Raw genomic sequence first — 23318 nt, forward strand, 5'->3', positions numbered from 1 at the left:
CAGGCGATCCATCAATTCGGCCAGCGGAAACCTTCAGGCAGGTTAATAATGGCAGGTCAATGATGTCGCGATCATGACGATATACTGCATGAATTGCTCGGCGTGCCAAGAGCACTGGAAGGCGGAATGGCGCCCGTCGGCAGAGCCCAAGCTTCTGCCGACCATCAATCAATGCAGGCCGCCGACGCCGAGCAGGCTCTCGACAGCCTCGCGATCCCTGGTGAGATCTTCCGGCGTTCCGGTCCAGGCCAGCCTGCCGCGTTCGAGAATAACGACCTGATCGGCGAAATCGAGCGCGCTCTGGATGCGCTGCTCGACCAGCAGGATGGTCATGTCTCCCGTCTTGGCGAGGTCGGTGAAGGCCGCCATAAGTTCCTCGCAGATAACGGGCGCGAGGCCCTCCAGCGGTTCGTCGAGCAGCAGGACGGAGGGGCGGCCGAGAATGGTGCGGGCCGTGGAGAGCATCTGCTGCTCGCCGCCGGAAAGCTGGCTGCCGAGGTTGCGGCGGCGCTCCTTCAAGCGCGGGAACATCGCGTAGGCTTCCTCTAGCGCCGTTTTCGGTCGCGCCTTCAAGCCGACGAAGAGGTTTTCTTCGACCGTCAGCGTCGGGAAGACGCAGCGTGCCTGCGGCACATATCCGAGGCCTTTGTGCGCGCGTGCGGCACTCGGTGCCGTCGTGACATCCGAATCGCCAAGGCGGATGCTGCCCTCGTATCGCCTGGTCTGCCCGGCAAGCGTTGCCAAGAGCGTGGTCTTGCCCATGCCGTTGCGGCCGAGCACGGCAAGCCGGGCACCTGCCGGCACGGAGAAGGAAATACCTTCGAGCACTTTTGTCGGCCCATATCCGGCCGACAGATTTTCGATCTCAAGCGATAGGGCTGGCATTGGCATAGCTCCCGAGATAGGCCTCGCGCACACGCGCATCCCTGGTGACGCCTTCCGGCAGGCCGTCGAAGATGATCGCGCCGGCGGCAAGCACGATGACGCGTCTGGCAAAACGGAAGACGAGATCCATGTCGTGTTCGATCATCAGCACGGCGAGATCGGCAGGCAGATCGGCCAGCGCCTGTTCGATGCGGCCGGTATCGCTCTGCGGCACGCCGGCTGCCGGCTCGTCGAGCAGCAGCACTTTCGGCTTCAATGCCAGCGCCACGGCGATCTCGAGAAGCCGCTGCTGGCCATAGGCGATCTCGCTGACCTTGCGATGCATCAGGAAAGCCAGTCCGAGTTTTCCAAGGAGATCATCGACCTCGGCCATAACATCGGGCATACGCAGGAAATTGCCGAACATGTGCCCGGTCTTTCCGTCGCGCTGAAGGACGGCAAGCCCCACATGCTCGGCCGGGGTCATCTCCTGAAAGAGCCGCGTCACCTGAAAGGAGCGGACAAGTCCGCGTCTCACCCTGCCGATCGCATCGACCTTCGTCACGACCTCGCCGCCGAGGCGAACCTCGCCGGAATCAGGCGATAGATTGCCGGTCACGAGGTTGACGAAGGTGGTCTTGCCGGCGCCGTTCGGGCCGATCAGCGCGATGCGATCGCCAGGTGCCATCGTGAGCGAGACATTATTGGTCACGGCGAGTCCGCCGAAGGCCTTCCTGAGATTGGCGACTTCGAAGACCGGGGTCATGAGCGCTGCTCCCTGCGGCGGCTAACGAAGGCTGCGGCCGTGCCATAGAGACCTTTCGGCGCGAAGAGCACGACGGCGATCAGCAGCGCGCCGACCATGGTCAGCCAATGGAAGGGATTGGCGGCGGAGACATAGTCCTCGAAGAGCATGAAGATGACAGTGCCGGAAAGTGCCCCGAAGAGAGAACCGGTGCCGCCGAGCACCAGCATGACAAGCGCTTCTGCCGACTGCGTGAAAGACAGGCTGTCGAGGCCGACGACCTGTGTCGAAATCGCGTTCAAGGCGCCGCCGACACCGGCAACGGCGCCGGAGATTGCGTACATCCTGATCAGAGCTGCCTTCGGCGAAGCGCCCATGGCGCGGATGCGCAGCGGGTCCTGCTTGATGGCGCGGCACAGCATGCCGAAGGGCGAGCGAACCAGGAACCGTAGCAGCACGAAGACGATCAGCAGCAGCGCCATTCCGAAGAAGAAGGCGGTGTGACCGTAGAGATCGAACTCGAAGAGGCCGAAGACCGGGTCCGGCGCAATGCCGGAAAGTCCGTCGCTGCCGCCTGTCCAGGACGAGGCCTTGTTGGCGAATTCATGGAAGAGGTTGATCAGCGCAATCGACAGCACCAGCTGCGGCAGCCCATGCGCACGCAGGATGATGGCGCCGCAGAGCAGCCCGGCAAGCGCGCCGCCGACAATGCCGGCCAGCATCATCAGCAGCGGGTCATTGATGCCGTAGTGCGCCGACAGGATCCCGGCGGCATAGGCGCCGGAGCCGAAAAGTGCAGCATGGCCGAGCGTTGCGACGCCACAATAGCCGGTCACGAGATCGAGCGACAGGACGAGCAGGGCGATCGTGATCACCCGGGTCAGAAGGGCGAGATTATCGGGGAAGGCGAAATAGCCGATGGCGGCAACGGCTATGATGACGGCTATTCCGGCGAGATCGCGGCCGATAAATCCGCGACGATGCTGTGGACCTTCGTTTTCGTTGTTCATCACAAGCGCCATCTTATTTCGCCCTACCGGCAAGGCCGCGCGGGAAGACGCAGATGATTGCGATCACGGCGAGATAGAAGAAGAATTCGCCGAATTCCGGCATCAGATACCGCCCTGTCGTATCGATCGCGCCCAGCAGCAGACAGGCGATCAGCGCACCTGGAATGGAACCCGCGCCGCCTACGGAGACGACGACCAGGAAGGTGACCATGTAGCGTAGCGCATAATAGGGTTCGACCGGCAGGAGTTCGGCGCCGACTACGCCACCGAAGGCGGCAAGGCCGACGGCAACGGCAAAGCTCACCGCATAGATGATCTCTGTGCGCACACCGAGTGCGGCAGCCATCGCGGCATCATCCACGGAGGCACGCAGCTTGACGCCGAAGCTCGTCCTGTCGATCGCGAACCAGAGGGCGAGCGCCACGGCGAGACCGCAGAGGATGACGAAAAGCCGGTGAACGGGAATGGTGCGGAAGCCGAGATCGGCTGATCCCTGCAGCGCACCGGCAAGCGGGATGGTCTTCAGCGTCGGCCCCATGACATAATTGGCGATGCCGATGACGCAGAAGGTGATGCCGATCGTCATCAACACCTGGGTCAGTTCCGGCGCACCATAGATCCGGCGGTAGAGAAAACGCTCGATCGGAATGGCGACGATGATGGTGATGACAACGGCGGCTATGACCGCCGCGGAATAACCAAGGCCGAGGTCGCGGGCGACATAGGAGGCGATATAGCCGCCGATCATCGCGAAGGCGCCGTGAGCGAGGTTGACGACACGCATCAACCCCATGGTCACGGAAAGGCCAATCGAGATCACGAAGAGCACCATGCCATAGGCAAAGGCGTCGACGGCTATGCTGAAGACTGTCTGCATGGAATACCTTGCTTCCAAGCGACGGGCTCGGCCTGATCGCAGGCCAAGCCCGTCGGATGTCTTGACGATCTAGGTTACTTGACCGCGGCCAGGCCCGGATCGCCCTGCTTCTCGAAGGTCTGGACCTCCTTGTTGATGTAGGTCCCGTCATCGGCTTTGGTGACTTCGCGCAGATAGATGTTCTGCGTGATGTGACGGCTTTCCGAATCGATCGAAACGGGGCCGCGCGGGCTCGTCCAGGCAAGGCCCTTGACCGCATCGACGGCCTTTTCAGCGTCCTGTTTGCCCCCCGTCGCCTCGATCATCTTGTAGATGACATACATGCCGTCATAGGCGCTGACTGAGGGGAAGGAGAGTTCGGCCTTGTTGCCGATCGCCTTGGTGGCCGCCTCGACGAAAGCCTTGTTCTCCGGAGAATCGTGCGACACGGCGTAGTGGAAGGTCGTCTGGATGCCGAGTGCCGCATCGCCGAGCGCCGGCAGATCGGATTCCTGGGTCAGGTCACCCGGCGCGAAGAACTTGATGCCGGCCGCCTTCAGGCCATTGTCGTTGTAAGCCTTGACGAAGCCGAGCGTCGTCGGACCTGACGGCAGGAAGGCAAACACGCCCTCAGCGCCGGAATCCTTGATGCGCTGCATGATCGGGCTGAAATCGTTGGTCGCAAGCGGCATGCGGATCGCCTCGACCACCTGGCCGCCGGCCTTTTCGAAGCCGGCCTTGAAAGCGTTCTCGGCGTCGATGCCGGGGCCGTAATCACTGACGACGGAAATCACCTTCTTGACGCCGGCGTCGAAGGCGACCTTGGCGATCGGTGTCGAGGTCTGCCAGGTGGTGAACGAGGTGCGAACGACGAGCGGGCTCTTGGTCACGATCGCCGAGGTGGCGGCGTTCATGATGACCATCGGCACGTTGCCCTGCTTCAGGATCGGCGTTACTGCCATGGCATCGGGGGTGAAGTAGAAGCCGGCCAGATATTGGACCTTCTCCTTGACGATCAGTTCCTGCGCCAGCGCCTTGGATTGGGCGGGATCGGCTTGCGGCACGTCGCGATAGACGATCTCGACCGTATCGTTGCCGATCTTGTTGCCGTTGACCGCCATATAGGCGTCGATGCCGGCCTTGAAGTTCTTGCCTTGGAGCGCGAACGGGCCGGAGAACGGTCCGATAACCCCGACTTTGATGGTGTCGGCATAGGCGCTCGTGCCCATGACGACTGCCGCAATGGCGGCCAGAAATAGTTTATTCATTCTCTCTCTCCCTTTTTGGCGCACTCCAGCGCCGTATTCGCTAGCCGCTAGAAATTTAGCGCTAACCTGTCATGCGAAATGGTGATGTAAAATGAAATAAATACCGTAATCCATAACTGTACAATTATGATTGTGTGCCGAGGAGCGGAACTATCGGCCGCCGGTTCTACGGCCGAATTCTGGTCCATGGCCCACCTCAGACACTCCTGTCAGAATGGCAGTCCCACATAGTTCTCCGCAAGCGCCGTCGAGGCGGCGCGGGAATGGGTGAGATAGTCGAGCTCCGCCTCCTGGATCTTCTGGTCAAAATCCCCGGTATCTGGAAAACGATGCATCATCGTCGTCATCCACCAGGAAAACCGCACGGCTTTCCACACGCGTGCGAGCGCCTTCTGCGAATAGGCGTCGACGCCACTATTCGAGCCTTCGCGGTAATGCTCGATCAGCCCGGAGAAAAGGTAGTGGACGTCGCTGGCGGCAAGGTTCAATCCCTTGGCGCCGGTCGGCGGGACGATATGGGCGGCGTCGCCGACCAGGAAAAGCCGGCCGAAACGCATCGGTTCAGCGACGAAGGAGCGCAGCGGCGCGATCGATTTTTCGAAGGATGGCGCGGTCGCCAATGCTTCGGCATGATGCGTCGGCAGACGCCGTCTCAACTCGTCCCAGAAGCGACCGTCGCTCCAGTCCTCGATCTTCTCGTCGAGCGCACATTGGATGTAGTAGCGGCTGCGGGTGGCCGAGCGCATCGAACAGAGCGCAAAGCCCCTTGGATGGTTGGCGTAGATCAGCTCATGGCTGACAGGCGCCACGTCGGCAAGCACTCCCAGCCAGCCGAAGGGATAGACCTTCTCGAAACTCCTGATCGCCCGTTCCGGGACGGCCTTGCGGCTGGCGCCGTGAAACCCGTCGCAGCCGGCGATGAAATCGCAATCGATGCGCTTGGCAACACCGTCTTTCACATAGGTGACGAAGGGAGAATGGCCTTCGAAATCATGCGGCGCGACATCGACGGCATCGTAAATCGACAGGGAGCCGCTTTCTTCGCGCCGCTCCATGAGGTCACGGGTCACTTCGGTCTGTCCATAAACCGTCACGCGCCTGCCGCCGGTCAAGTCGTGGAGGTCGATGCGATGGTCGCGTCCGTCGAAGGCCAAAGAGAAACCGTCATGCGGCAGGCCTTCGACGTGCAGCCGCGTCCCGGCTTTTGCCTGATCCAGCAGCCCGACGGTGCCTTCCTCCAGAACGCCAGCGCGAACCCGGCCGAGAATGTAATTCTTGTTCACACGATCGAGAATGACATTGTCGATACCGGCTTCGGTCAGGAGCTGGCCGAGCAGCAGGCCGGATGGTCCCGAACCAATGATGGCGACCTGCGTTCGCAACTGCTTCCTCCCTGCATTTTTGCGTTTTGCCAGATTCTGCCGTGTCGTCCCTGCCGCAGCAATGGACATTCCGGCCGAAAAATTGCACTAATTGAACATTGGTACGGGAGGAGCCTTATGAGCAGACATATCCCTACCTACGAACTCTACGGTGAGAATACCGGGCGAAAGCCCGATTTTTGGTTGCATTGCGAAACAATTCGCTCCCGTAGCAGCTTGCATCAATGGGAGATTCGCCTGCACCGTCACGAGAGTTTCTTTCAGATATTGTACATCGAAGGCGGTTCGGGCGATGCGATCTTCGGCGAAAAAAGCCACGCCATCCGTCCGCCGGCCATCATCACTGTGCCGCCCGGTCTCAATCACGGCTTTCGTTTTTCACGCGATATCGATGGCTTGGTGATCACCCTATTGAGATCCCATCTCAGCCATCCGCCCGGCGACCGAAGCCACCTCGGCGAATGGTTTGCTACGCCGCATCTGACGCCGCTCGATCCCGATCATGCCGAGGCAGCCTATGTCATGCAGACGTTGAAGCGGCTGGGCGACGAATTCGAAAACCGCCGCAGCGGCCGCAACGAGGCCTTGGCCGCCTATGTCGCCCTGGCGCTGCGGCTGACGGCGAGGATTTCCGATGAAGGGAATACGCATGAACTTCCGGCAAACGAGAACGAGCGGCGGATGGAAATGCTGAGCGAGCTCATCCAGCAACATTTCCGATCACACAAGCCCGCGTCCTTCTACGCCAGGGAGCTTGGGGTTTCGCCGACGCATCTCACCCGCATCGTCCGGTCGATGACCGGCAACACTCCCCACGAACTGATCGCCGGCAAACTCGTCGAAGAGGCGAAACGCCAGCTGATTTTTACGCTGGGCAGCGTGCAGGAGATTGGGTTTCGGCTCGGCTTTGCCGATCCCGCCTATTTCTCGCGCTTCTTTTTTAAATATACGGGAGAAACACCGCGGGTCTGGCGCATGAAGGAAAAAGTCCGGCTCGAACGTGCATAGGGTTCCGGCATTCCGGGTGCTACGCGTTCGCGGGCAGGCATCCGCGAGGGACGCCCGGTGGGGATCGCCTTACCAGGCTTCGACGCCGTCTTCCGTGTTACGGGCGCGTTCGCCGGCGCGGGTCTCGTATGCGTCTCGTTGCTCAGCTGAATTGACGGCATCGTCTGAGCCATCGTGCTGGGCTTCGGGCGTCATGTAGAGGGCGAGCGCCTTTTCCAGCCGGGCGGCGGTAAGCGTGGCAGCGAAACTTTTCATGTCGTTTCCTCGGTCGACGGCCTTGAAGCTTGCCCGAGACACATAGCCTACGATGCGGTCTTCCAGGAACAGTGCGCCGATGGTTTTCACCAACTTTAGACTTTGCTTGACGATCGCTTCTGCCGGATGATCTCCGCCGACCAGTTCCGTGCGATTCCGTTTGGTTTTCGCTTCACGCCGCTGGCCACGTCCAGTCTCGCACCTCCGGCATATCCTCGCCATATTCACGGACATAGTCGTGATGCTCGGCAAGCTTGCCGCGGAAGGCGGCGAGCGCTTCGCCTGCTTTTTCCTTCAGGCCCGGCACACGCTCGATCGCTTCGATGGCGAGGTGGAAGCGGTCGAGTTCGTTGAGGACGGTCATGTCGAAGGGTGTGGTCGTCGTGCCTTCCTCGATGAAGCCGCGGACGTGGAAGTTGCGGTGGTTGGTGCGTTTATAGGTCAGGCGGTGGATGAGATAGGGATAGCCGTGATAGGCGAAAATGACAGGCTTATCGGCTGTGAAGATCGCATCGAATGCCTCGTCGGTCAGGCCGTGCGGATGCTGATCCCTGGATTGCAGTGCCAGGAGATCGACGACGTTGACGGTGCGGATCTTCAGTTCGGGAATGGCACGGCGCAGCAGGTCGACGGCGGCGAGCGTCTCCATGGTCGGCACGTCGCCGGCGCAGGCCATGACGAGATCGGGCAGGATCGTGTCGTCCTCGTTGCTCGCCCAGTGCCAGATGCCGATGCCGGCCTCGCAATGTTTCACCGCCTCGTCCATCGACAGCCATTGCGGCTCCGGCTGCTTGCCGGCGACGATGACATTGATGCGGTCGTAGGTGCGCAGGCAATGGTCGCCGACCCAGAGCAGGGTGTTGGCATCCGGCGGCAGGTAGATGCGGACGATATCGGCCTTCTTATTGGCGACGAGGTCGACGAAACCGGGATCCTGGTGGCTGAAGCCATTGTGGTCCTGACGCCAGACGTGGGAGGTCAGCAGGTAATTCAACGACGAGATCGGCTTTCTCCACTCGAGTTCCCGCGTCACCTTCAGCCACTTGGCGTGCTGGTTGAACATGGAATCGATGATGTGGATGAAGGCCTCGTAGCAGGAGAACAGGCCGTGCCGGCCAGTCAGCAGGTAGCCTTCCAGCCAGCCCTGGCAGAGATGTTCGCTCAGCACCTCCATGACACGGCCATCCCGGGACAAGTGGACGTCGTAGGGTTCGATACCCTCCATCCAGACACGGTCGGTGACTTCGAAGACGCTGCCGAGGCGGTTCGATTCCGTCTCGTCGGGGCCGAAGATACGGAAGTTGGCGGCATCGGCGTTGCGCTTCATCGTGTCGCGCAGGTAATGGCCGAGGATTTCCGTCGATTGCACCATGGCGCTGCCGCGCTTGCCGATATCGAACGCATAGTCGCGGATATCGGGAACATCGAGCTCCTTGCGCAGCAAGCCGCCATTGGCATGCGGATTGGCGCCCATGCGGCGCTCGCCGACAGGGGCTAGCGCCCGCAGCTCGGGTTTCAGCCGGCCGTCGCTGCCGAACAGGTCCTCCGGATCATAGCCGTGCATCCAGTCCTCGAGGATCTTGCGATGCCCTTCGTTCTCGCGGCAATTGGAGACCGGCACCTGATGGGCGCGCCAGAAGCCTTCGACCTTCTTGCCGTCAACTTCCTTCGGTCCTGTCCAGCCCTTCGGGCTGCGCAGCACGATCATCGGCCAGCGCGGGCAGATACCGGGCGCCTTGCCATTGCGGGCTTCCTCCTGGATTTCGCGAATGCGGTCGAAGACCCTGTCGAAGGTTGCGGCCATCTGCTGGTGCATGTCGCGCGGCTCGTGACCCTCGACGAAGAAGGGCTCGTAGCCGTAGCCTTCAAAGAGGCTCTGCAAATCCTCGTGACTGGCGCGGCCAAGAATGGTCGGATTGGCGATCTTGTAGCCGTTCAGATGCAGGATCGGCAGCACGGCACCGTCGCGGGCGGGATTGAGGAATTTGTTGGAATGCCAGCTCGCAGCCAGTGGCCCGGTTTCGGCTTCGCCGTCGCCGATGACGCAGGCGACGATCAGATCGGGATTGTCGAAGGCGGCGCCATAGGCATGGACGAGGGCGTAACCGAGTTCGCCGCCCTCGTGGATCGAGCCCGGCGTTTCGGGTGCCGCATGGCTCGGAATGCCGCCGGGGAAAGAGAATTGCCGAAAGAGCTTGCGCATGCCTTCGGCATCCTCGGAGATGTCGGGATAGATCTCGCTGTAGATGCCTTCGAGATAGGTGTTGGCTACCATGCCCGGCCCGCCATGGCCGGGACCGCACATATAGATGATATCGAGGTCGCGAGCGCGGATGAGACGGTTCAGATGCGCATAGATGAAGTTGAGGCCGGGTGTCGTGCCCCAATGGCCGAGCAGGCGGGGCTTGATGTGCTCTGGTTTCAGCGGCTCGCGCAGCAGCGGATTGGCCAGCAGATAGATCTGGCCGATGGAGAGATAATTGGCGGCGCGCCAATAGCGGTCGATCAGGGTGAGTTCGGCATCGCTAAGGGCGGCGGTCGAGACATGCTTTTCCATGGGTTTCTCCCGTTCGAAGACGTCTTCAACGTCAATTCTACCGGCCGATGCCGGCAAGCTGTTGATCTGGATCAGTGGTCGCGAAGAATGGACAGCGCCTCCTCGGCGATGATCTGCTCCTCATCGGTGGCGATGACATGGGCGGCGATGCGGCTTTCCCGTGTGCTGATAGTGAAATCATTGGCGGCATTGGCCTTTTCGTCGATCGAGAGGCCAAGCCAGGACAGCCGCTTGGCGACGCTAGCGCGGATCTCCGGCTGATGTTCGCCGATGCCGGCGGTGAAGACGATGGCGTCAAGGCCACCAAGCGTCGCCGCCATGCGACCGATTTCGCCGGCAATGCGCAGCGTGAAGAGGTCGATCGCCTGGCGCGCCTGCGGCCGGCCGTCCTTCAACAGCTCGCGCGTATCGGCGCTGATGCCGGAGACACCGAGCAGGCCGGAGCGGTGATAGAGCAGGTCTTCGATCTCCTCGAAGGACTGTTTCCTCTGACCGGCCAGATGCAGAATGACGCCGGGATCGAGCCAGCCCGGGCGCGTCGCCATCGGGATGCCGTCGAGCGTCGAAAAGCCCATGCTGCAATCGCGGCTGACGCCGTCATCCAGCGCACAGAGGCTGGCGCCGCTGCCGAGATGGGCGACAACCACCTTTGTCGCACGCGGCGCCTTGCGGCGAAGCTCTCCGGCGATGAATTTATAGGAGAGGCCGTGGAAGCCGTAGCGCTTGATGCCCTCGTCATGCAGCGCGCGCGGAATGGCGAAGCGGCGAACGAGATCGTCCTGCGTGGCGTGAAAAGCCGTGTCGAAGGAGGCCGTCTGGGCAAGATGCGGTTTCAGATGCCGGAGGGCGCGGATGAAACGCAGCGCCTGCGGCTGGTGCAGGGGCGCAAGCGGGGTCAGCGCATCGACGATATCGATTGCGGCGGCGTCGAGGCCGATCGCCCTGGTGAAGCGGTCGCCGCCATGGACGACACGGTGGCCGGCAGCACGCGTCGCTGTCATGTCGAAGTGATCGGCGAGACGCGCAAAAGTCTCATCGATGACGCCGTGCAGGTCTTCCGTCACCTCGGCCTTCAACGGCATCTCGACTATCTGCAGCCCTTTCGTCAGGCCGAGCGACAGCGGTTCGGCGCGGAAATCGATCACGCCCTTGCCGATGCGTCGTGCCTCGGCGCCGTCTATCGCGAAGATGCCGATCTTGACGGTCGAGGAGCCGGTGTTGAAGGTCAGCAGCAGGTCGGTCGATGACATGTCTTCAGAGACTCCGCGCAGTCGTCACGATGGCCGAACTTAGCGCCGAAACTCCAGCTGGAAAGGCATCATTCGGCGGCCAGCTTCGTTTGGCCGATCGCCACGCCTGCCGGCCTCGACCACGCACGGGCATTGGCGGGACAATGACGGCAGGAGCTCCGGCCTGCAATGGCCGACCCCGTGCGCAACATGCTCACGGTGCGTGGCGGCTGACCGGGACGCAAAGGCTTCGGGCAGTTTTGCTGAATAAGCTACGGTCAGGCCGTTGACGCCAGATTGGCGTTGCGATCGCGGATGAAGATGCTCGCCTCGGCGGCGGGCATCGCCTTGCCGAAAAGATAGCCTTGGCCGATGTCGCAGCCGAGCTGCAGCAGGAAGGCAAGCTGGCCATGCTCCTCGATGCCTTCGGCCGTCGTCTTGATATTGAGGCTTCTGCCGAGGCCGAGCATGGCGCGGACGATTTTTTCCTGACGTTCGTCGTCGCGATAGGTGGCGATGAAGCTTTTGTCGATCTTCATCTTGTCGAAGCGGTAGCGGGCGAGCTGGGCGAGGCTCGAATAGCCTGTGCCGAAATCATCGAGCGCGATCTGGATGCCGGCAGCGTGCAGCTCGTCGAGAATGAGCGCGGCGATGGCGGGATCCTGGATCAGCGCGTTTTCGGTGATCTCCACTTCCAGGCGTTGCGGCGGTAGCCGGCTTGCCGAAAGAACCTTGAGAATGCGCGACGTCAACAATTTGTCTTCCATCTGCACCGGCGAGACGTTGAAGGACAACATCACATGCTCCGGCCAAGCGAGGGCGTCAGAGCAGGCCTGGGCAAGAAGATCCTCGAACAATGCGGTGATCATGCCGTTTTCCTCGGCGATGCCGATGAAGACTGGCGGCGGGATGTTGGCGCCGTCGTCGCCGATCCAGCGCGCTAAGGCCTCGAAGCCACAGAGCTGGCCGGTCTTCAGATCGATCAGCGGCTGATAGAAGGGTTTGATCGCCTTGTTGGAGATTGCGGCGCGGAGCCTGGTTTCCAGGGAGGCGCGTTCCGTTACCTTGTTCTGCATCGAGGCTTCGAAAACGAAATAGTGGTTGGGTCCACGTGATTTCGCCTCGTACATGGCGAGGTCGGCCCGGTGGGCGGCATCTTCCAGCGGCTCGGCTCCCTCGACCCAGCGGTCATAGCCGACGCTGGCGCCGACTTCGACGGCAAAGCCATCGATATGGATCGGTCGGGTGACGGCCTGGATCAGCAGCTTGGCAAAACGCTCCTCGCGCTGCGCCGTCAGGGCGAAGGCGACGATGATGAATTCGTCGCCGCCGAAGCGATAGACGCAGTCGGCATTGCCGAGCGCGCAGATGCGTCTGGCAACCTCGATCAACAAGATGTCGCCGCCCTTGTGGCCGACAAGATCATTGACCTTCTTGAAGCCGTCGAGGTCGACGCAGAAGATGGTGACGTTGCTGTCCCACTCCTCGATCTCGGCCTCTTCGTCCTTGACCGGCCGTGAGAGGATCTTGCGCTCGAAGGCGTAGCGGTTCGGCAGCTTGGTCAGATGGTCGTGGGTTGCGGTCCAATCGGCCTTTGCCTGGGCGGCGGCGCGCAGTTCCGTTTCCTTGCGCAGGTCGGCGATACGCAGCACCGAATAGACGAAGCTCATGGCGCCGGCGATGCCGAGCCCCAGAACGAGCTTGTCGGCCCCGTACTCGCCGAAACCGGTCATGAAGGAGACCAGGCTGTCGTCGAGCTGCAGCAGCGTGCCGACGAGCCAGAGGGTTACCCCAAATCCGACGATCGACACGCATTGCCTTCCGGCCCTGCTTTGGAAAAACACCGGCATTATGCCTTCTCCATCTCCCACCTTCGCGGAGATATCACGAAAGTCTGAAATGTTTGTTGAAACCAGAAGGCGAATTATCGGAGGCGGCAGCCTGTTGCTGTGCCGCTGAGAGACCTGACGGGGCTTGTGAGGAACCAGGGCGTCGTTGTAGCGCGATCCCGGTTCGGAAGACCAACAGATGCGGGAAAGAACGAAGGCGAGCGTGCCAGTGCATCGCTCGCCCTTTCTCGTGCTTCAGGCGGTGACGATCAGCAGCGGAATGCTGACGATGAGACCGACCAGAACCGTGACTGTGGCGACACGCATGAAACGCAGGCGTCGCGTGCGCTCGCCACTCCAATCATATGTCATTCTTCCATCTCCTTGGGACAAGGAAGTAGTCCCCGCAAAGCCGGGTTCAACAGAGATGACGCGATTTGCTTGTGCAAAGCTGGATAAGATCAGCAGTCTCTAATGCTGGAAGCGCAAAGACCAGCGCTGTCCGTTGCTGGTCATGCGGATAAGGGAAAGCGGCTCGACGTCGCTCAGCCAGAAGGAGGAGAGCGGCGCCTGCAGCACATGCAAGATCGATGCCCGGATGACGGCCGCATGGCTGATTGCAATGATGTGGCCGCCGAGGACGGTCTGGCCATCCATCCAGCCGGCGATGCGCGTGCGCAGATCAAGAAGGCTCTCGCCGCCATGCGGGGCCGCTTCCGGATCGATCATCCAGCCCATGAGGTTCTCCGGCTCTTCGACCTCTATCGCCGCGATCGACCTGCCGGCCCAGCGGCCATAGTCGCAGTCACTAAGTGCGCGGTCTATCCGGGCTTCGAGGCGGAGCGCGTCAGCAGTCTGACGGGCACGCAAGGCGGGGCTCGTGGCAATACGGTCGGCGCGGGGCAGCACAGCCATCCTGCCCGCTTCCTCCACAGCCTTTTCCTCAAGCGGTTCGTCAAGCGGAAACCGGGCCTTGCGGTTTGCCGCCGTCGCGCCATGGCAGATCCAGGTGAGGCGCGTGTTCACGGTCGTTCTTGTCTCCCGGAATGCGGCGACAGCGTCCTTCGCCGGCTTGTGAAGTTTCGTTGACAGTCTCTTCGGCGTGCAGATATAACCGTGCTGTTGCGGGTTTGGAAGCCGGTGTAAGTCCGGCGCGGTCGCGCCACTGTGACCAGCGTGTCGAAAGCTCTTCGCGCTGGAAGTCAGACCCTACTGCACAAGCACTCTTTCGACTGAACGCGTCATTCCCGGAGGAATACATGTCTGACACCACTTTCGCGCCCGTTGCGGTACCGGCGCCGATCCCTGTAGGCGAGATCCTGCCCTGGGCGATCTTCGGCGGCCTGCTGATGCTGATCGTCCTCTATTTCGTCGGCACCGAGGAAGGCGCGATGGCGCTGTTCAACGGCATGTATGTGCACGAATTCGTGCATGACGGCCGCCATCTCCTCGGCTTTCCCTGCCACTAAAGCGCTTCGCGATCGGAGTTCCTGACATGGTTGGAAACCTTCTGCTTCGCGGCATGCTCGCGGGCCTGATTGCCGGCATCCTCGTTTTCGCTTTCGCCCATACCTTCGGCGAGCCGCTGGTCGATGCGGCGATCGCCTTCGAGGAGGCAAACGCCCAGGCGGCCGGCGAGGCTGCCGAACCTGAAATCGTCAGCCGCGCCACGCAGGCCGGTCTCGGCCTTTTCACCGGCGTCATGGCCTATAGCGTCGCCGTCGGCGGGCTCTTCGCGCTCGCTTTCGCCTTCGTGCATGGTCGCTTCAGCCGCCTTTCGGCGCGCGGCACCTCGGCCGTCATCGCCATTGCCGCCTTCGTGGCGGTCGTGCTTGTTCCCAGCATCAAATATCCCGCGACTCCGCCGGCGGTCGGCAATCCCGACACGATCGGCGTCAGGACCGAGCTGTTCTTCCTGATGATCGTCGTTTCGCTTGCCGCACTCATTGCCGCGGTGGCGCTGTCAAGTCGTCTCTCTCAGCGCTTCGGTCCCTGGAACGGCGCGACCATCGCCGGCATCGCCTATCTCGTCTTCATCGGCCTTGTGCTCTATCTGCTGCCGCCGATCAACGAGGTGCCGGAGAACTTTTCGGCGATGGTGCTCTGGGGCTTCCGCACGACCTCGCTTGGCATGCATGCGATCCTCTGGGCAACGCTCGGCCTCGCCTTCGGCGCGCTGGCGGAAAAGCGGCTTGCCGTTAAGGGCGGGCAACGCGGCCGGCCGGCAACGGCATTTCACTGAACGCATCGAAGGGCACCGCTTTGCCGGCGCCCTGAATTTTTCGGGCGATTATGAAAAACGACAGAGCCAGACCACTGCTGCTGACGGCGTCTTCTGCCGCCGCGTTTTTTTGTGTGGTCGCTGGAAGCGCTTTTGCTCATAGCCGTGGGGACGGCGGCAGCCATGCCGGGCTGAATATCCCGCAAATTTCCCATGGCGAGATGGCTGTCATATCTGACTATCGCGGTCGGATCATCGATCTTGCATCCCGCGCCGTCGAGACGAACGAGCCGTTCCGGCGCGTGCTGAACTATGCCGAGATCCAATATTCCTACTGTCTGTGGGGCCGGATGCCGGGCAGCGTGATGGATGAGGAAAGCCCGTTCAACGAATGCGCGCATGCCTATCTCGCCGCGGCCAAGGCGGTCTTGCTTTCGATGCGCGAGATGCCACGGGAGAGGGCCGCGGCGGATGAAATCATTTCCGCGGTCGATGCCGATATGGTGCGGCGCGGTCTTGCGCTCATCACCTGCCGATTCAGCGGCGAGGCCTTCAACTCTGCTGATATCGTCAAGCCGCGCTGGAGCGGGATCCCATTCCATGCCGCCAGCATGGCGTCGCTGACCGGACTAGCCTCCTTGTTCGTCCTTGGCGTGTTTGCGCTTCGCCGCTTCTCGCAGCCGAAAGCTCAATCGTCGGAATAGCGCTGCTCGCGCCACGGATCGCCATAGATGTGGTAGCCGTTCTTTTCCCAGAAGCCGGCCTGGTCGGCAGGCATCAGCTCGATGCGGCGCAGCCATTTGGCGCTTTTCCAGAAATAGAGATGCGGTACGACGAGGCGCATCGGGCCGCCGTGCTCCGCCGTCAGCGGCAGGCCTTCCCAGGCGGTGGCGAGGATTGCATCCTCGGCGGCGAAATCGGCGAGCGGCAGGTTCGTGGTATAGCCGTCGTAGCTCGTCAGCATGACGTAAGCTGCTTCCGGCTTCGGCATGGCGAGGTCGAGTAGATCGCGCGTCGAAACGCCCTTCCATTTGTTGTCGTACCGCGACCAGGTGGTGACGCAGTGGATATCGCTGACCCTTGTGCTCTGTTCGATCGCCTGGAAGTCGGCCCAGGTGAGGGTGAGCGTCGTTTCGACGAGGCCGCGCAGCTCGAGCCGCCAGGTCTCGGTCGAGATGACAGGCTGCTGGCCGAGATCGAGTACCGGCCAATTCTTGACAAGGTGCTGGCCGGGCGGCAGGCGCTCGGCTTCGGGACGGCTGATACGGCCGGTCAGGAACTTGCCCTCGGCCGCCCAGCGGCGTTTGGATGTGGTGAGTTTGCTGTCGGCGGGAGTCTGGTCGTCGCTCATGAGTGGGTCTCCTTGCGATGCAGCAATAGGACATCTGCCCCTGCCGGGTGTCAAGTTTCGGCTGCCCCTTGGAAATCGCGGCCGGCCTCATTAGACTTGGCGCTGTCGGGTATGCCTCGCTGGGGAGCGGAGGCAGAAAGGGGAGGAGCCGGATCTGTCTTCGAGATATCGTGTGATAGCGGCGTTGCTCGTCGTGCCACTCATCATTTTCGCCTTCTTCACCCATGGAAGCGCGATTGCAACGCGCGCCTATATGGAGGAAGCCTCGGCGCAGGCAGGCACGGCGCTGCGCCTTGCCGTTTCGGCACTCAGCGGCCATCTCAACCGCTACGAGGCGCTGCCGGCGCTGATCGCCGATCATGACGACATCAAGGAACTGGTGAGCGCGCCTGAAGATGAGACGCTGCGCGGTGCGGCCAATCTCTATCTCAAGGAGATCAACGGGCTGCTGAAATCCTCCGACATCTATGTGGTCAAGCCGGATGGAGAGACGATTGCGGCAAGCAATTACGATGGGCCTGCAAGCTTCGTCGGACAGAATTTCAGCTACAGGCCTTATTTCCAGGATGCGATCGAAGGCCGGCAGGCGCGGTTTTACGCGCTCGGCACCACCTCGCTGAAGCGCGGCTATTATTTTGCCGCACCGATCCGGACCGGCGCGGATATTCGCGGCGTCATCGTCTTCAAGGTCGATATCGACATGATCGAATCCTCCTGGGGTGGCGGCGAATACAAGATTTTCGTCTCCGATCCGGAAGGCATCATCTTCATGTCCGGTAGCCCGGAATGGCTCTATGGCGCGATCCTGCCGCTGACGGCCGACCGCGTCGCCCGCACCGAGGCGTCGCGACGTTATGCCAATGCCAGGCTGGCGGCGCTGCCGGTGACGCGTCACCAGTTCGAGCAGCATGAGCTGATGACGCTGGCCGGCGAGCGCGGTTCGAGTGAATATCTGGTGCTCTCGCACTACATGCCGGCCGAGGACTGGACGGTGAACGTGCTGATGGAAACGAGTTCCATCCGTGCCCAGGCGCGCACGGCGCTTGCGGCAGTCTTTCTCTTCCTCTGCATCGCCGGGCTCGCGGTCGCGGTTCTGCGCCAGAGGCGGGCGCGGCTTGCCGAGCGTATGGAGATGCAAGCCGAAGCCCGCAACGAGCTGGAGCGGCGCGTCGAGGAGCGCACGGCCGATCTTGCCCGCGTCAACAGCCGCATAGAAGAAGAAATCGCCGAAAGGCGGCTAACCGAGCAACAGCTTAGACAAACACAGGCCGATCTGATCCAGGCGGGCAAGCTTGCCGGGCTGGGGCAGATGTCGGCTGCCCTTTCGCACGAGTTCAACCAGCCGCTCGCCGCCGCCAAGACCTATACCGACAGCGCCTCCGTTCTCATCGACCGTGGGCGGACGGAGGAGGCGCGGGACAATATCCGGCGTATCGGCGGGCTGATCGACCGCATGGCCGCGATCAGCCGGCACCTGCGCAACTTCGCCCGCAAACCGAACGAGAAGCTCGGGTCGGTTTCCCTCGACGAGGCGATGCATGATACGCTTGAGATCATCGCCTGGCGGCTGAAAGCGGCGGATGCCGAACTCCTACTCGATCTCGGGCCGTGTCCTCCGGTTGTGCGCGCCGGTTCGGTGCGTCTGCAGCAGGTGCTGGTGAATGTGATTTCCAACGCGGCCGATGCGGTGGAAGGTCTGGATGACAGACGCATCGAGGTTTGCGCCTTGGAGGACACCGGCAAGGTGGTGCTGACGATACGTGATCACGGGCCGGGCGTGCCGGCGGCGATCGCCCAGCGTATCTTCGATCCCTTCTTCACGACGAAGGGCGTCGGCAAGGGGCTCGGTCTCGGACTTTCGATCTCATACAACATCATCAAGGATTTCGGCGGCAGCTTGACTGCGGCCAATCATCCCGACGGAGGTGCTGTCTTCCGCATCGAGCTGCAATCGGCGGCGGGGCTGATGCCGGAGGCGGCGGAATGAACGATGCGAAGATCCTGCTGGTCGACGACGAGGAGGAATTGCGTCGCTCGACGGCGCAGGCGTTGGAGCTCTCCGGCTTCAGCGTCGAGACCTTTTCGAACGGCGACCACGTGCTGGAGTTGATCGGCTACAGTTTTCCCGGTGTCGTGGTCAGCGATATCCGCATGCCGGGCATGGACGGCATGACGCTGATGCAGAAGATCCGCGAGCTCGACCCCGAGGTGCCGGTCATTCTCGTCACCGGCCACGGCGATGTGCAGCTTGCGGTGAAGGCGATGCGCGAAGGCGCCTATGATTTCATCGAGAAGCCGTTCACGCCCGAGATGCTTGCCGGCGTCATCCGCCGGGCGATGGAGCGGCGCGGCCTCGTGCTCGAAAACCGGCTGCTGAAAGCGGTCGCCGGCAAACGCGACGATATCGAGGCACGGTTGCCGGGGCGCACGCAGGTGATGGTGGATCTGCGTTACCGCATCCGGGCGATCGGGGCGAGCGATGCCGATACGCTGATCGTCGGCGAGACCGGGGCCGGCAAGGAGGTGGTGGCGCGGGCACTCCACGACATCAGTGCCCGAGCGAGCCGGCCGTTCATCGCGATCAATTGTGCCGCACTGCCGGCGAACCTGATCGAGAGCGAGCTTTTCGGCCATGAGGTGGGGGCCTTTCCGGGCGCGGTGAGGCCGCGTTATGGAAAATTCGAACACGGGCGCGGCGGCACGATCCTGCTCGACGAGATCGGCTCCATGCCCTTCGACCTGCAGGCGAAGTTCCTGCGGGTGCTGCAGGAGCGGGTGATCTCCAGGCTCGGATCGAACGAGGTGGTGGCGCTCGACGTGCGTTTCATCGCGACAAGTAAGGTCGATCTGGAGGCGGAGGTGGCGGCGGGGCGCTTCCGCGCCGACCTCTTCTATCGGCTGAACGTCGCGACGCTGCACGTGCCGTCGCTGTCGCAGCGGCGCGCGGATGTTCCGCTGCTTTTCCTGCAGCTGGTGCGGGAAGCGGCGGCCCGCTACGGCCGCGACGAGATGGCCGTGCCGCCAGACGTGATTTCCGACATTGCTCAGCGCGACTGGCCCGGCAATGTGCGTGAGCTGAGGAATGCCGCCGACCGTCTGGTCCTCGGTCTCGACAATGGCGGGCGGCAAGCCGAGGAGGCGACCGGGCTTGCGGAGCGCGTCGCCGAATTCGAACGCGGGGTCATTGCCAGCGCGCTGGTGGCGCATGGCGGCAGCCTCAGGCCGGTCTATGAGTCGCTCGGCATTTCCCGGAAAACCCTCTACGAAAAGATGCAGAAATATGGTCTCGACAAGCGGATGCTGACGACCGAAAGTTAGCCCGGGGCTGTCGGCGGCGCAATCTCGCGGTGGGCTGGGCCGGCCGTTTGTTTCCGAATCGACCCATGCTGCATTGCACTGTCGCAAAATCTTCTTTCGAAAGCGACTGCAATGATTGCGGGTCGATTTTTCCAGGCGGCAAATAGGTGATCCGAACCGGCGCGGAGGATGTGTCGGCGGACTTGCTTATTTCATCAGGGAGGAAACGATGAAAATTCTGAAGGCCATGCTCGGCCTGACCGCGGCTGCCGCGGTCTCTCTTCTCGCCGGCGCCGCTTCGGCGCAGACCTATCCCGAGCGCACCATCACCATGGTTGTGCCGTTTGCGGCCGGCGGCCCGACCGATACCGTCGCGCGCCTCGTCGCCGAATCCATGTCGAAGGATCTCGGCCAGCAGATCGTCGTCGAAAATGTCGGCGGAGCGGGCGGCACGCTCGGCGCCGGCCGCGTAGCGAATGCCGATCCCGACGGTTACACCATCCTGCTGCACCATATCGGCATGGCGACCAGCGCCACGCTCTACCGCAAGCTCGCCTACGACACGCTCGGCGCCTTCGACTATGTCGGCCTCGTCACCGACGTGCCGATGACGATCGTTGCCCGTAAGGACATGGAGCCGGCCGACCTCAAGGGGCTGATCGATTATATCAAGGCTAACAAGGACAAGGTGACGGTTGCCAATGCCGGCATCGGTGCGGCCTCGCATCTCTGCGGCATGATGTTCATGAGCGCCATCCAGACGCCGCTCACGACCGTTCCCTATAAGGGGACCGGCCCTGCCATGACCGATCTGCTCGGCGGTCAGGTCGACGTCATGTGCGACCAGACGACCAACACGACGAAGCAGATCCAGGGCGGCACGATCAAGGCCTATGCCGTGACCTCGCCCAAGCGCCTCGACGTGATGAAGGACATTCCGACGGCCGTCGAAGCCGGCCTGCCGGGTTTTGAAGTCGGCATCTGGCACGGCATCTACACGCCGAAGGGAACGCCGGCTGAGATCAACGAACGCCTGTCGAAGTCGCTGCAGGTGGCGCTGAAGGATCCGAATGTCGGCGCCCGCTTCGCCGAGCTCGGCACGGCGCCATCCTCCGACGCCGATGCGACGCCGGCTGCGCTGAAGGCCAAACTCGAGAGCGAGATTGCCCGCTGGAAAACGGTGATCGAGGCCGCTGGCGAATATGCCGACTGAGGATTATCCTCGTCAGCACATGCCGGATAAGCCTCTCATCCTAACCCTCTCCCCGTGAACGGGGGGAGGGGATGCGTCACTCAACGGCGGCGAGGGGCTTGCAGCATTTTTCCTTCTCCCCGCATGCGGTGAGAAGGTGCCGGCAGGCGGATGAGGCAATCGCAGCAGCAGTGCGTCACGAACCATCTCCCCAGGAGACACCATGAAATCCATCAGTTTCGATACCACCAATGCGATCTGCGGCGCGCTTTTCGTCGCGACCGGCGCTTTCTTCGCCATCCAGTCGCTGGGGCTCGACCTCGGCACGTCAGTGCGCATGGGGCCCGGTTATTTCCCGCTGGTGCTTGCCGCCGTGCTCGTGCTTCTCGGCGCGATCATCTTCATTCAGGCGCTGCGGGTCGAGGGCGAGCCGATCGACCCGTTTGCCTGGCGCGGCATGCTCTTCATCCTGCCGGCGCCGGTGTTCTTCGGGCTGACGGTGCGCGGTCTCGGATTTGCACCGTCACTGTTCCTCACCGCCTTCATCGCCTGCTTCGCATCGCAAAAGATGAACGTGTTCTTCGCGATCGTGCTGTCGTTGCTTCTGACGATCTTTTCGGTTGGGGTCTTCAGCTACGGGCTCGGCCTGCCGTTCGAGCGCTTCGGCCCCTGGGTCCGGTTCTAGGAGACGATGATGGATCTTTTCAGCAATCTCGCGCTCGGCTTTGCAACAGCCGGCACTCCGGAAAACCTGCTCTTCTGCCTGATCGGCGTGTTGCTCGGCACGCTGATCGGCGTCCTGCCCGGCATCGGCGCCACGGCGACGATCGCCATGCTCCTGCCGATCACCTTCCAGCTTGAACCGGTTTCCTCGCTGATCATGCTCGCCGGCATCTATTACGGCGCGCAGTACGGCGGCTCGACGACGGCGATCCTGATCAACATGCCGGGCGAATCCTCCTCGGCCGTGACCGCGATCGACGGCTACCAGATGGCCCGCAAGGGCCGGGCCGGCGCAGCGCTTGCGATAGCGGCACTGGGTTCGTTCTTTGCCGGCACGGTCTCGACCTTCCTCGTCGCGATCTTCGCACCGCCGCTGACCGCAATCGCGCTGCAATTCGGCTCGGCGGAATATTTCTCGCTGATGATCGTCGGCCTAGTCTCCTCGATCGCGCTCGCGCATGGCTCGGTCGTCAAGGCGCTGGCCATGGTGGCGCTCGGGCTGCTGCTCGGCCTCGTCGGCACCGATATCTACACCGGCACGCCACGCTTCACGCTCGGGATCCGTGAATATGCCGACGGGCTGAACTTCGTGGCGCTTGCCGTTGGCGTCTTCGGCGTGGCGGAAATCCTGCGCAACCTCGAGGGCGAGTCGACACGCACGGTACTGATGGCCAAGGTCACCGGTCTTTTGCCGTCCCGCCAGGAATTCAAGGAGATGATTGCGCCGGTCATTCGCGGTACGGCAATCGGTTCGGCGCTCGGCATACTGCCGGGTGGTGGCGCCATTCTCGCGGCCTTCGCCTCCTACACGGTGGAAAAGCGGATGTCGAAAACGCCGGAGGAATTCGGCAAGGGCGCGATCGCCGGCGTTGCGGGACCGGAATCGGCGAACAATGCCGGCGCGCAAACCTCATTCATTCCGCTCTTGACGCTTGGCATTCCGGCCAATCCCGTCATGGCGCTGATGGTCGGGGCGATGATCATCCAGGGCATCGTACCCGGTCCGAACGTCGCCACCGAGCAGCCGGCGCTGTTCTGGGGCATCATCGCCTCGATGTGGATCGGCAACCTGATGCTGGTCATCCTTAACCTGCCGCTGATCGGGCTCTGGGTGAAGCTCTTGACCGTGCCTTACTACGTGCTCTTTCCCATCATCATGGCCTTCTGCTCGATCGGGGTCTACAGCGTTAACGCCAACGTCTACGATCTCTACGCCGTCGCTTTCTTTGGGCTCATCGGCTATGTGCTGGCGAAGCTTCGCTGTGAGCCGGCGCCGCTTCTGCTCGGCTTCGTGCTCGGACCGCTGCTCGAGGAGAACCTCCGGCGCGCCATGATCCTGTCGCGCGGCGATCCGACCACCTTCGTTACGCGGCCGATCAGCGCCATTCTTCTGGCCATTGCGGTCGCCGTCCTCATCGTCGTCTTCTTGCCGAGCGTCAAGAAGAAGCGTGAGGAGGTGTTCGTCGAGGAGGGCTAGGAGCTGTGGACACTTATCTGAGCCATAGGATTGTTGCGGCCAAAGCGAGCATGG

20 protein-coding genes and 1 pseudogene are annotated in these 23318 nt (G+C 62.2%); 9 read left to right on the forward strand and 12 right to left on the reverse strand.

All coding sequences use genetic code 11. The features are described 5' to 3' along the window. Positions 1-168: 168 nt before the first annotated feature. From G9X64_RS18855 to pobA, 6 genes are all read right to left on the reverse strand, one after another. Entirely contained in the window at positions 169-885 is a 717-nt protein-coding gene (locus G9X64_RS18855) for an ABC transporter ATP-binding protein (RefSeq protein ID WP_171377171.1), read from the reverse strand. Continuing rightward, on the reverse strand, positions 866-1630 hold the full coding sequence (locus G9X64_RS18860; RefSeq protein ID WP_168308457.1) for an ABC transporter ATP-binding protein: 765 nt from the start codon (positions 1628-1630) through the stop codon (positions 866-868). Before G9X64_RS18860 ends, G9X64_RS18855 begins: the two co-directional genes overlap by 20 nt. Further along, the gene (locus G9X64_RS18865) at positions 1627-2631 is read right to left on the reverse strand and encodes a branched-chain amino acid ABC transporter permease (protein ID WP_171377172.1); all 1005 of its coding nucleotides are present in this window, start codon (positions 2629-2631) and stop codon (positions 1627-1629) included. The genes G9X64_RS18860 and G9X64_RS18865 overlap by 4 nt, the downstream gene beginning before the upstream one ends. A 1-nt stretch (position 2632) precedes the next feature. Next, positions 2633-3496, reverse strand: a complete 864-nt coding sequence (locus G9X64_RS18870; RefSeq protein WP_168315327.1) for a branched-chain amino acid ABC transporter permease — start codon at positions 3494-3496, stop codon at positions 2633-2635. 74 nt (positions 3497-3570) lie between these two features. Beyond that, positions 3571-4743, reverse strand: a complete 1173-nt coding sequence (locus G9X64_RS18875) for an ABC transporter substrate-binding protein (RefSeq protein ID WP_171377173.1) — start codon at positions 4741-4743, stop codon at positions 3571-3573. Between the two features lie 209 nt (positions 4744-4952). Beyond that, positions 4953-6125, reverse strand: coding sequence for a 4-hydroxybenzoate 3-monooxygenase (gene pobA / locus G9X64_RS18880; protein WP_171377174.1), 1173 nt, complete (start codon positions 6123-6125; stop codon positions 4953-4955). Between the two features lie 117 nt (positions 6126-6242). Between pobA and G9X64_RS18885 the strand changes: the two genes are divergently transcribed. Then, positions 6243-7133 carry a helix-turn-helix domain-containing protein gene (locus G9X64_RS18885; protein WP_171377175.1) on the forward strand — a complete coding sequence of 297 codons (891 nt, stop codon included), beginning with the start codon at positions 6243-6245 and terminating at the stop codon, positions 7131-7133. Between the two features lie 69 nt (positions 7134-7202). Here the strand turns inward: G9X64_RS18885 and G9X64_RS18890 are convergent, their stop codons facing one another. The 5 genes from G9X64_RS18890 to G9X64_RS18910 form a co-directional block, all read right to left on the reverse strand. Further along, positions 7203-7481, reverse strand: coding sequence for a hypothetical protein (locus G9X64_RS18890; protein WP_168315323.1), 279 nt, complete (start codon positions 7479-7481; stop codon positions 7203-7205). Between the two features lie 79 nt (positions 7482-7560). Beyond that, the gene (locus G9X64_RS18895; RefSeq protein ID WP_171377176.1) at positions 7561-9945 is read right to left on the reverse strand and encodes a phosphoketolase family protein; all 2385 of its coding nucleotides are present in this window, start codon (positions 9943-9945) and stop codon (positions 7561-7563) included. A 71-nt stretch (positions 9946-10016) separates the two neighbouring features. Next, the gene (locus tag G9X64_RS18900) at positions 10017-11195 is read right to left on the reverse strand and encodes an acetate/propionate family kinase (RefSeq protein WP_168315321.1); all 1179 of its coding nucleotides are present in this window, start codon (positions 11193-11195) and stop codon (positions 10017-10019) included. Positions 11196-11452: 257 nt separating this feature from the next. Then, positions 11453-13024, reverse strand: coding sequence for a putative bifunctional diguanylate cyclase/phosphodiesterase (locus tag G9X64_RS18905; RefSeq protein WP_171377177.1), 1572 nt, complete (start codon positions 13022-13024; stop codon positions 11453-11455). Positions 13025-13474: 450 nt separating this feature from the next. After that, positions 13475-14029 carry a histidine phosphatase family protein gene (locus G9X64_RS18910; protein WP_168315319.1) on the reverse strand — a complete coding sequence of 185 codons (555 nt, stop codon included), beginning with the start codon at positions 14027-14029 and terminating at the stop codon, positions 13475-13477. Positions 14030-14262: 233 nt separating this feature from the next. Between G9X64_RS18910 and G9X64_RS18915 the strand changes: the two genes are divergently transcribed. From G9X64_RS18915 to G9X64_RS18925, 3 genes are read left to right on the forward strand one after another with little or no spacing between them, the layout of a single operon-like run. Next, positions 14263-14472, forward strand: coding sequence for a CbtB domain-containing protein (locus G9X64_RS18915; protein WP_003542661.1), 210 nt, complete (start codon positions 14263-14265; stop codon positions 14470-14472). Between the two features lie 26 nt (positions 14473-14498). Then, entirely contained in the window at positions 14499-15245 is a 747-nt protein-coding gene (locus G9X64_RS18920; protein WP_168308447.1) for a CbtA family protein, read from the forward strand. Between the two features lie 50 nt (positions 15246-15295). Further along, entirely contained in the window at positions 15296-15928 is a 633-nt protein-coding gene (locus G9X64_RS18925; RefSeq protein ID WP_168308446.1) for a hypothetical protein, read from the forward strand. Here G9X64_RS18925 and G9X64_RS18930 read toward each other — a convergent pair. Continuing rightward, positions 15913-16575: a sulfite oxidase-like oxidoreductase gene (locus G9X64_RS18930; RefSeq protein WP_168308445.1), complete on the reverse strand. Its 663-nt coding sequence runs from the start codon at positions 16573-16575 to the stop codon at positions 15913-15915. The two genes, G9X64_RS18925 and G9X64_RS18930, sit on opposite strands and share 16 nt — an antisense overlap. Before the next feature lie 111 nt (positions 16576-16686). On the opposite strand from G9X64_RS18930, the pseudogene G9X64_RS18935 reads away from it, so the two are divergent. The 5 genes and pseudogenes from G9X64_RS18935 to G9X64_RS18955 all read left to right on the forward strand — a co-directional run bounded on the left by G9X64_RS18935 (position 16687) and on the right by G9X64_RS18955 (position 23264). Further along, positions 16687-18562: pseudogene (locus G9X64_RS18935) on the forward strand (sensor histidine kinase). Then, complete coding sequence (locus tag G9X64_RS18940; protein WP_168308444.1) at positions 18559-19893, forward strand: sigma-54-dependent transcriptional regulator; 1335 nt, start codon at positions 18559-18561, stop codon at positions 19891-19893. The pseudogene G9X64_RS18935 and the gene G9X64_RS18940 overlap by 4 nt, the downstream one beginning before the upstream one ends. Positions 19894-20101: 208 nt before the next feature. After that, positions 20102-21085: a tripartite tricarboxylate transporter substrate-binding protein gene (locus G9X64_RS18945; RefSeq protein WP_168308443.1), complete on the forward strand. Its 984-nt coding sequence runs from the start codon at positions 20102-20104 to the stop codon at positions 21083-21085. Between the two features lie 202 nt (positions 21086-21287). Then, on the forward strand, positions 21288-21749 hold the full coding sequence (locus G9X64_RS18950) for a tripartite tricarboxylate transporter TctB family protein (protein WP_027668306.1): 462 nt from the start codon (positions 21288-21290) through the stop codon (positions 21747-21749). 9 nt (positions 21750-21758) lie between these two features. Continuing rightward, positions 21759-23264 carry a tripartite tricarboxylate transporter permease gene (locus tag G9X64_RS18955; RefSeq protein ID WP_028742172.1) on the forward strand — a complete coding sequence of 502 codons (1506 nt, stop codon included), beginning with the start codon at positions 21759-21761 and terminating at the stop codon, positions 23262-23264. Positions 23265-23318: the final 54 nt, after the last annotated feature.

This window comes from Rhizobium sophorae (assembly GCF_013087515.1).
Classification (GTDB): Bacteria; Pseudomonadota; Alphaproteobacteria; order Rhizobiales; family Rhizobiaceae; genus Rhizobium; species Rhizobium sophorae.

Excerpts from the sequence above, each read along its gene's own strand:
- G9X64_RS18940 (WP_168308444.1), top strand. The coding sequence starts at position 18,559 with ATGAACGATGCGAAGATCCTGCTGGTCGACGACGAGGAGGAATTGCGT.
- G9X64_RS18865 (WP_171377172.1), bottom strand. The coding sequence starts at position 2,631 with ATGGCGCTTGTGATGAACAACGAAAACGAAGGTCCACAGCATCGTCGC.
- G9X64_RS18885 (WP_171377175.1), top strand. The coding sequence starts at position 6,243 with ATGAGCAGACATATCCCTACCTACGAACTCTACGGTGAGAATACCGGG.
- G9X64_RS18855 (WP_171377171.1), bottom strand. The coding sequence starts at position 885 with ATGCCAGCCCTATCGCTTGAGATCGAAAATCTGTCGGCCGGATATGGG.
- G9X64_RS18930 (WP_168308445.1), bottom strand. The coding sequence starts at position 16,575 with ATGAGCGACGACCAGACTCCCGCCGACAGCAAACTCACCACATCCAAA.
- G9X64_RS18915 (WP_003542661.1), top strand. The coding sequence starts at position 14,263 with ATGTCTGACACCACTTTCGCGCCCGTTGCGGTACCGGCGCCGATCCCT.
- G9X64_RS18860 (WP_168308457.1), bottom strand. The coding sequence starts at position 1,630 with ATGACCCCGGTCTTCGAAGTCGCCAATCTCAGGAAGGCCTTCGGCGGA.
- G9X64_RS18905 (WP_171377177.1), bottom strand. The coding sequence starts at position 13,024 with ATGCCGGTGTTTTTCCAAAGCAGGGCCGGAAGGCAATGCGTGTCGATC.
- G9X64_RS18925 (WP_168308446.1), top strand. The coding sequence starts at position 15,296 with ATGAAAAACGACAGAGCCAGACCACTGCTGCTGACGGCGTCTTCTGCC.
- G9X64_RS18895 (WP_171377176.1), bottom strand. The coding sequence starts at position 9,945 with ATGGAAAAGCATGTCTCGACCGCCGCCCTTAGCGATGCCGAACTCACC.
- G9X64_RS18870 (WP_168315327.1), bottom strand. The coding sequence starts at position 3,496 with ATGCAGACAGTCTTCAGCATAGCCGTCGACGCCTTTGCCTATGGCATG.
- G9X64_RS18875 (WP_171377173.1), bottom strand. The coding sequence starts at position 4,743 with ATGAATAAACTATTTCTGGCCGCCATTGCGGCAGTCGTCATGGGCACG.
- G9X64_RS18945 (WP_168308443.1), top strand. The coding sequence starts at position 20,102 with ATGAAAATTCTGAAGGCCATGCTCGGCCTGACCGCGGCTGCCGCGGTC.
- G9X64_RS18955 (WP_028742172.1), top strand. The coding sequence starts at position 21,759 with ATGGATCTTTTCAGCAATCTCGCGCTCGGCTTTGCAACAGCCGGCACT.
- G9X64_RS18900 (WP_168315321.1), bottom strand. The coding sequence starts at position 11,195 with ATGTCATCGACCGACCTGCTGCTGACCTTCAACACCGGCTCCTCGACC.
- G9X64_RS18920 (WP_168308447.1), top strand. The coding sequence starts at position 14,499 with ATGGTTGGAAACCTTCTGCTTCGCGGCATGCTCGCGGGCCTGATTGCC.
- G9X64_RS18950 (WP_027668306.1), top strand. The coding sequence starts at position 21,288 with ATGAAATCCATCAGTTTCGATACCACCAATGCGATCTGCGGCGCGCTT.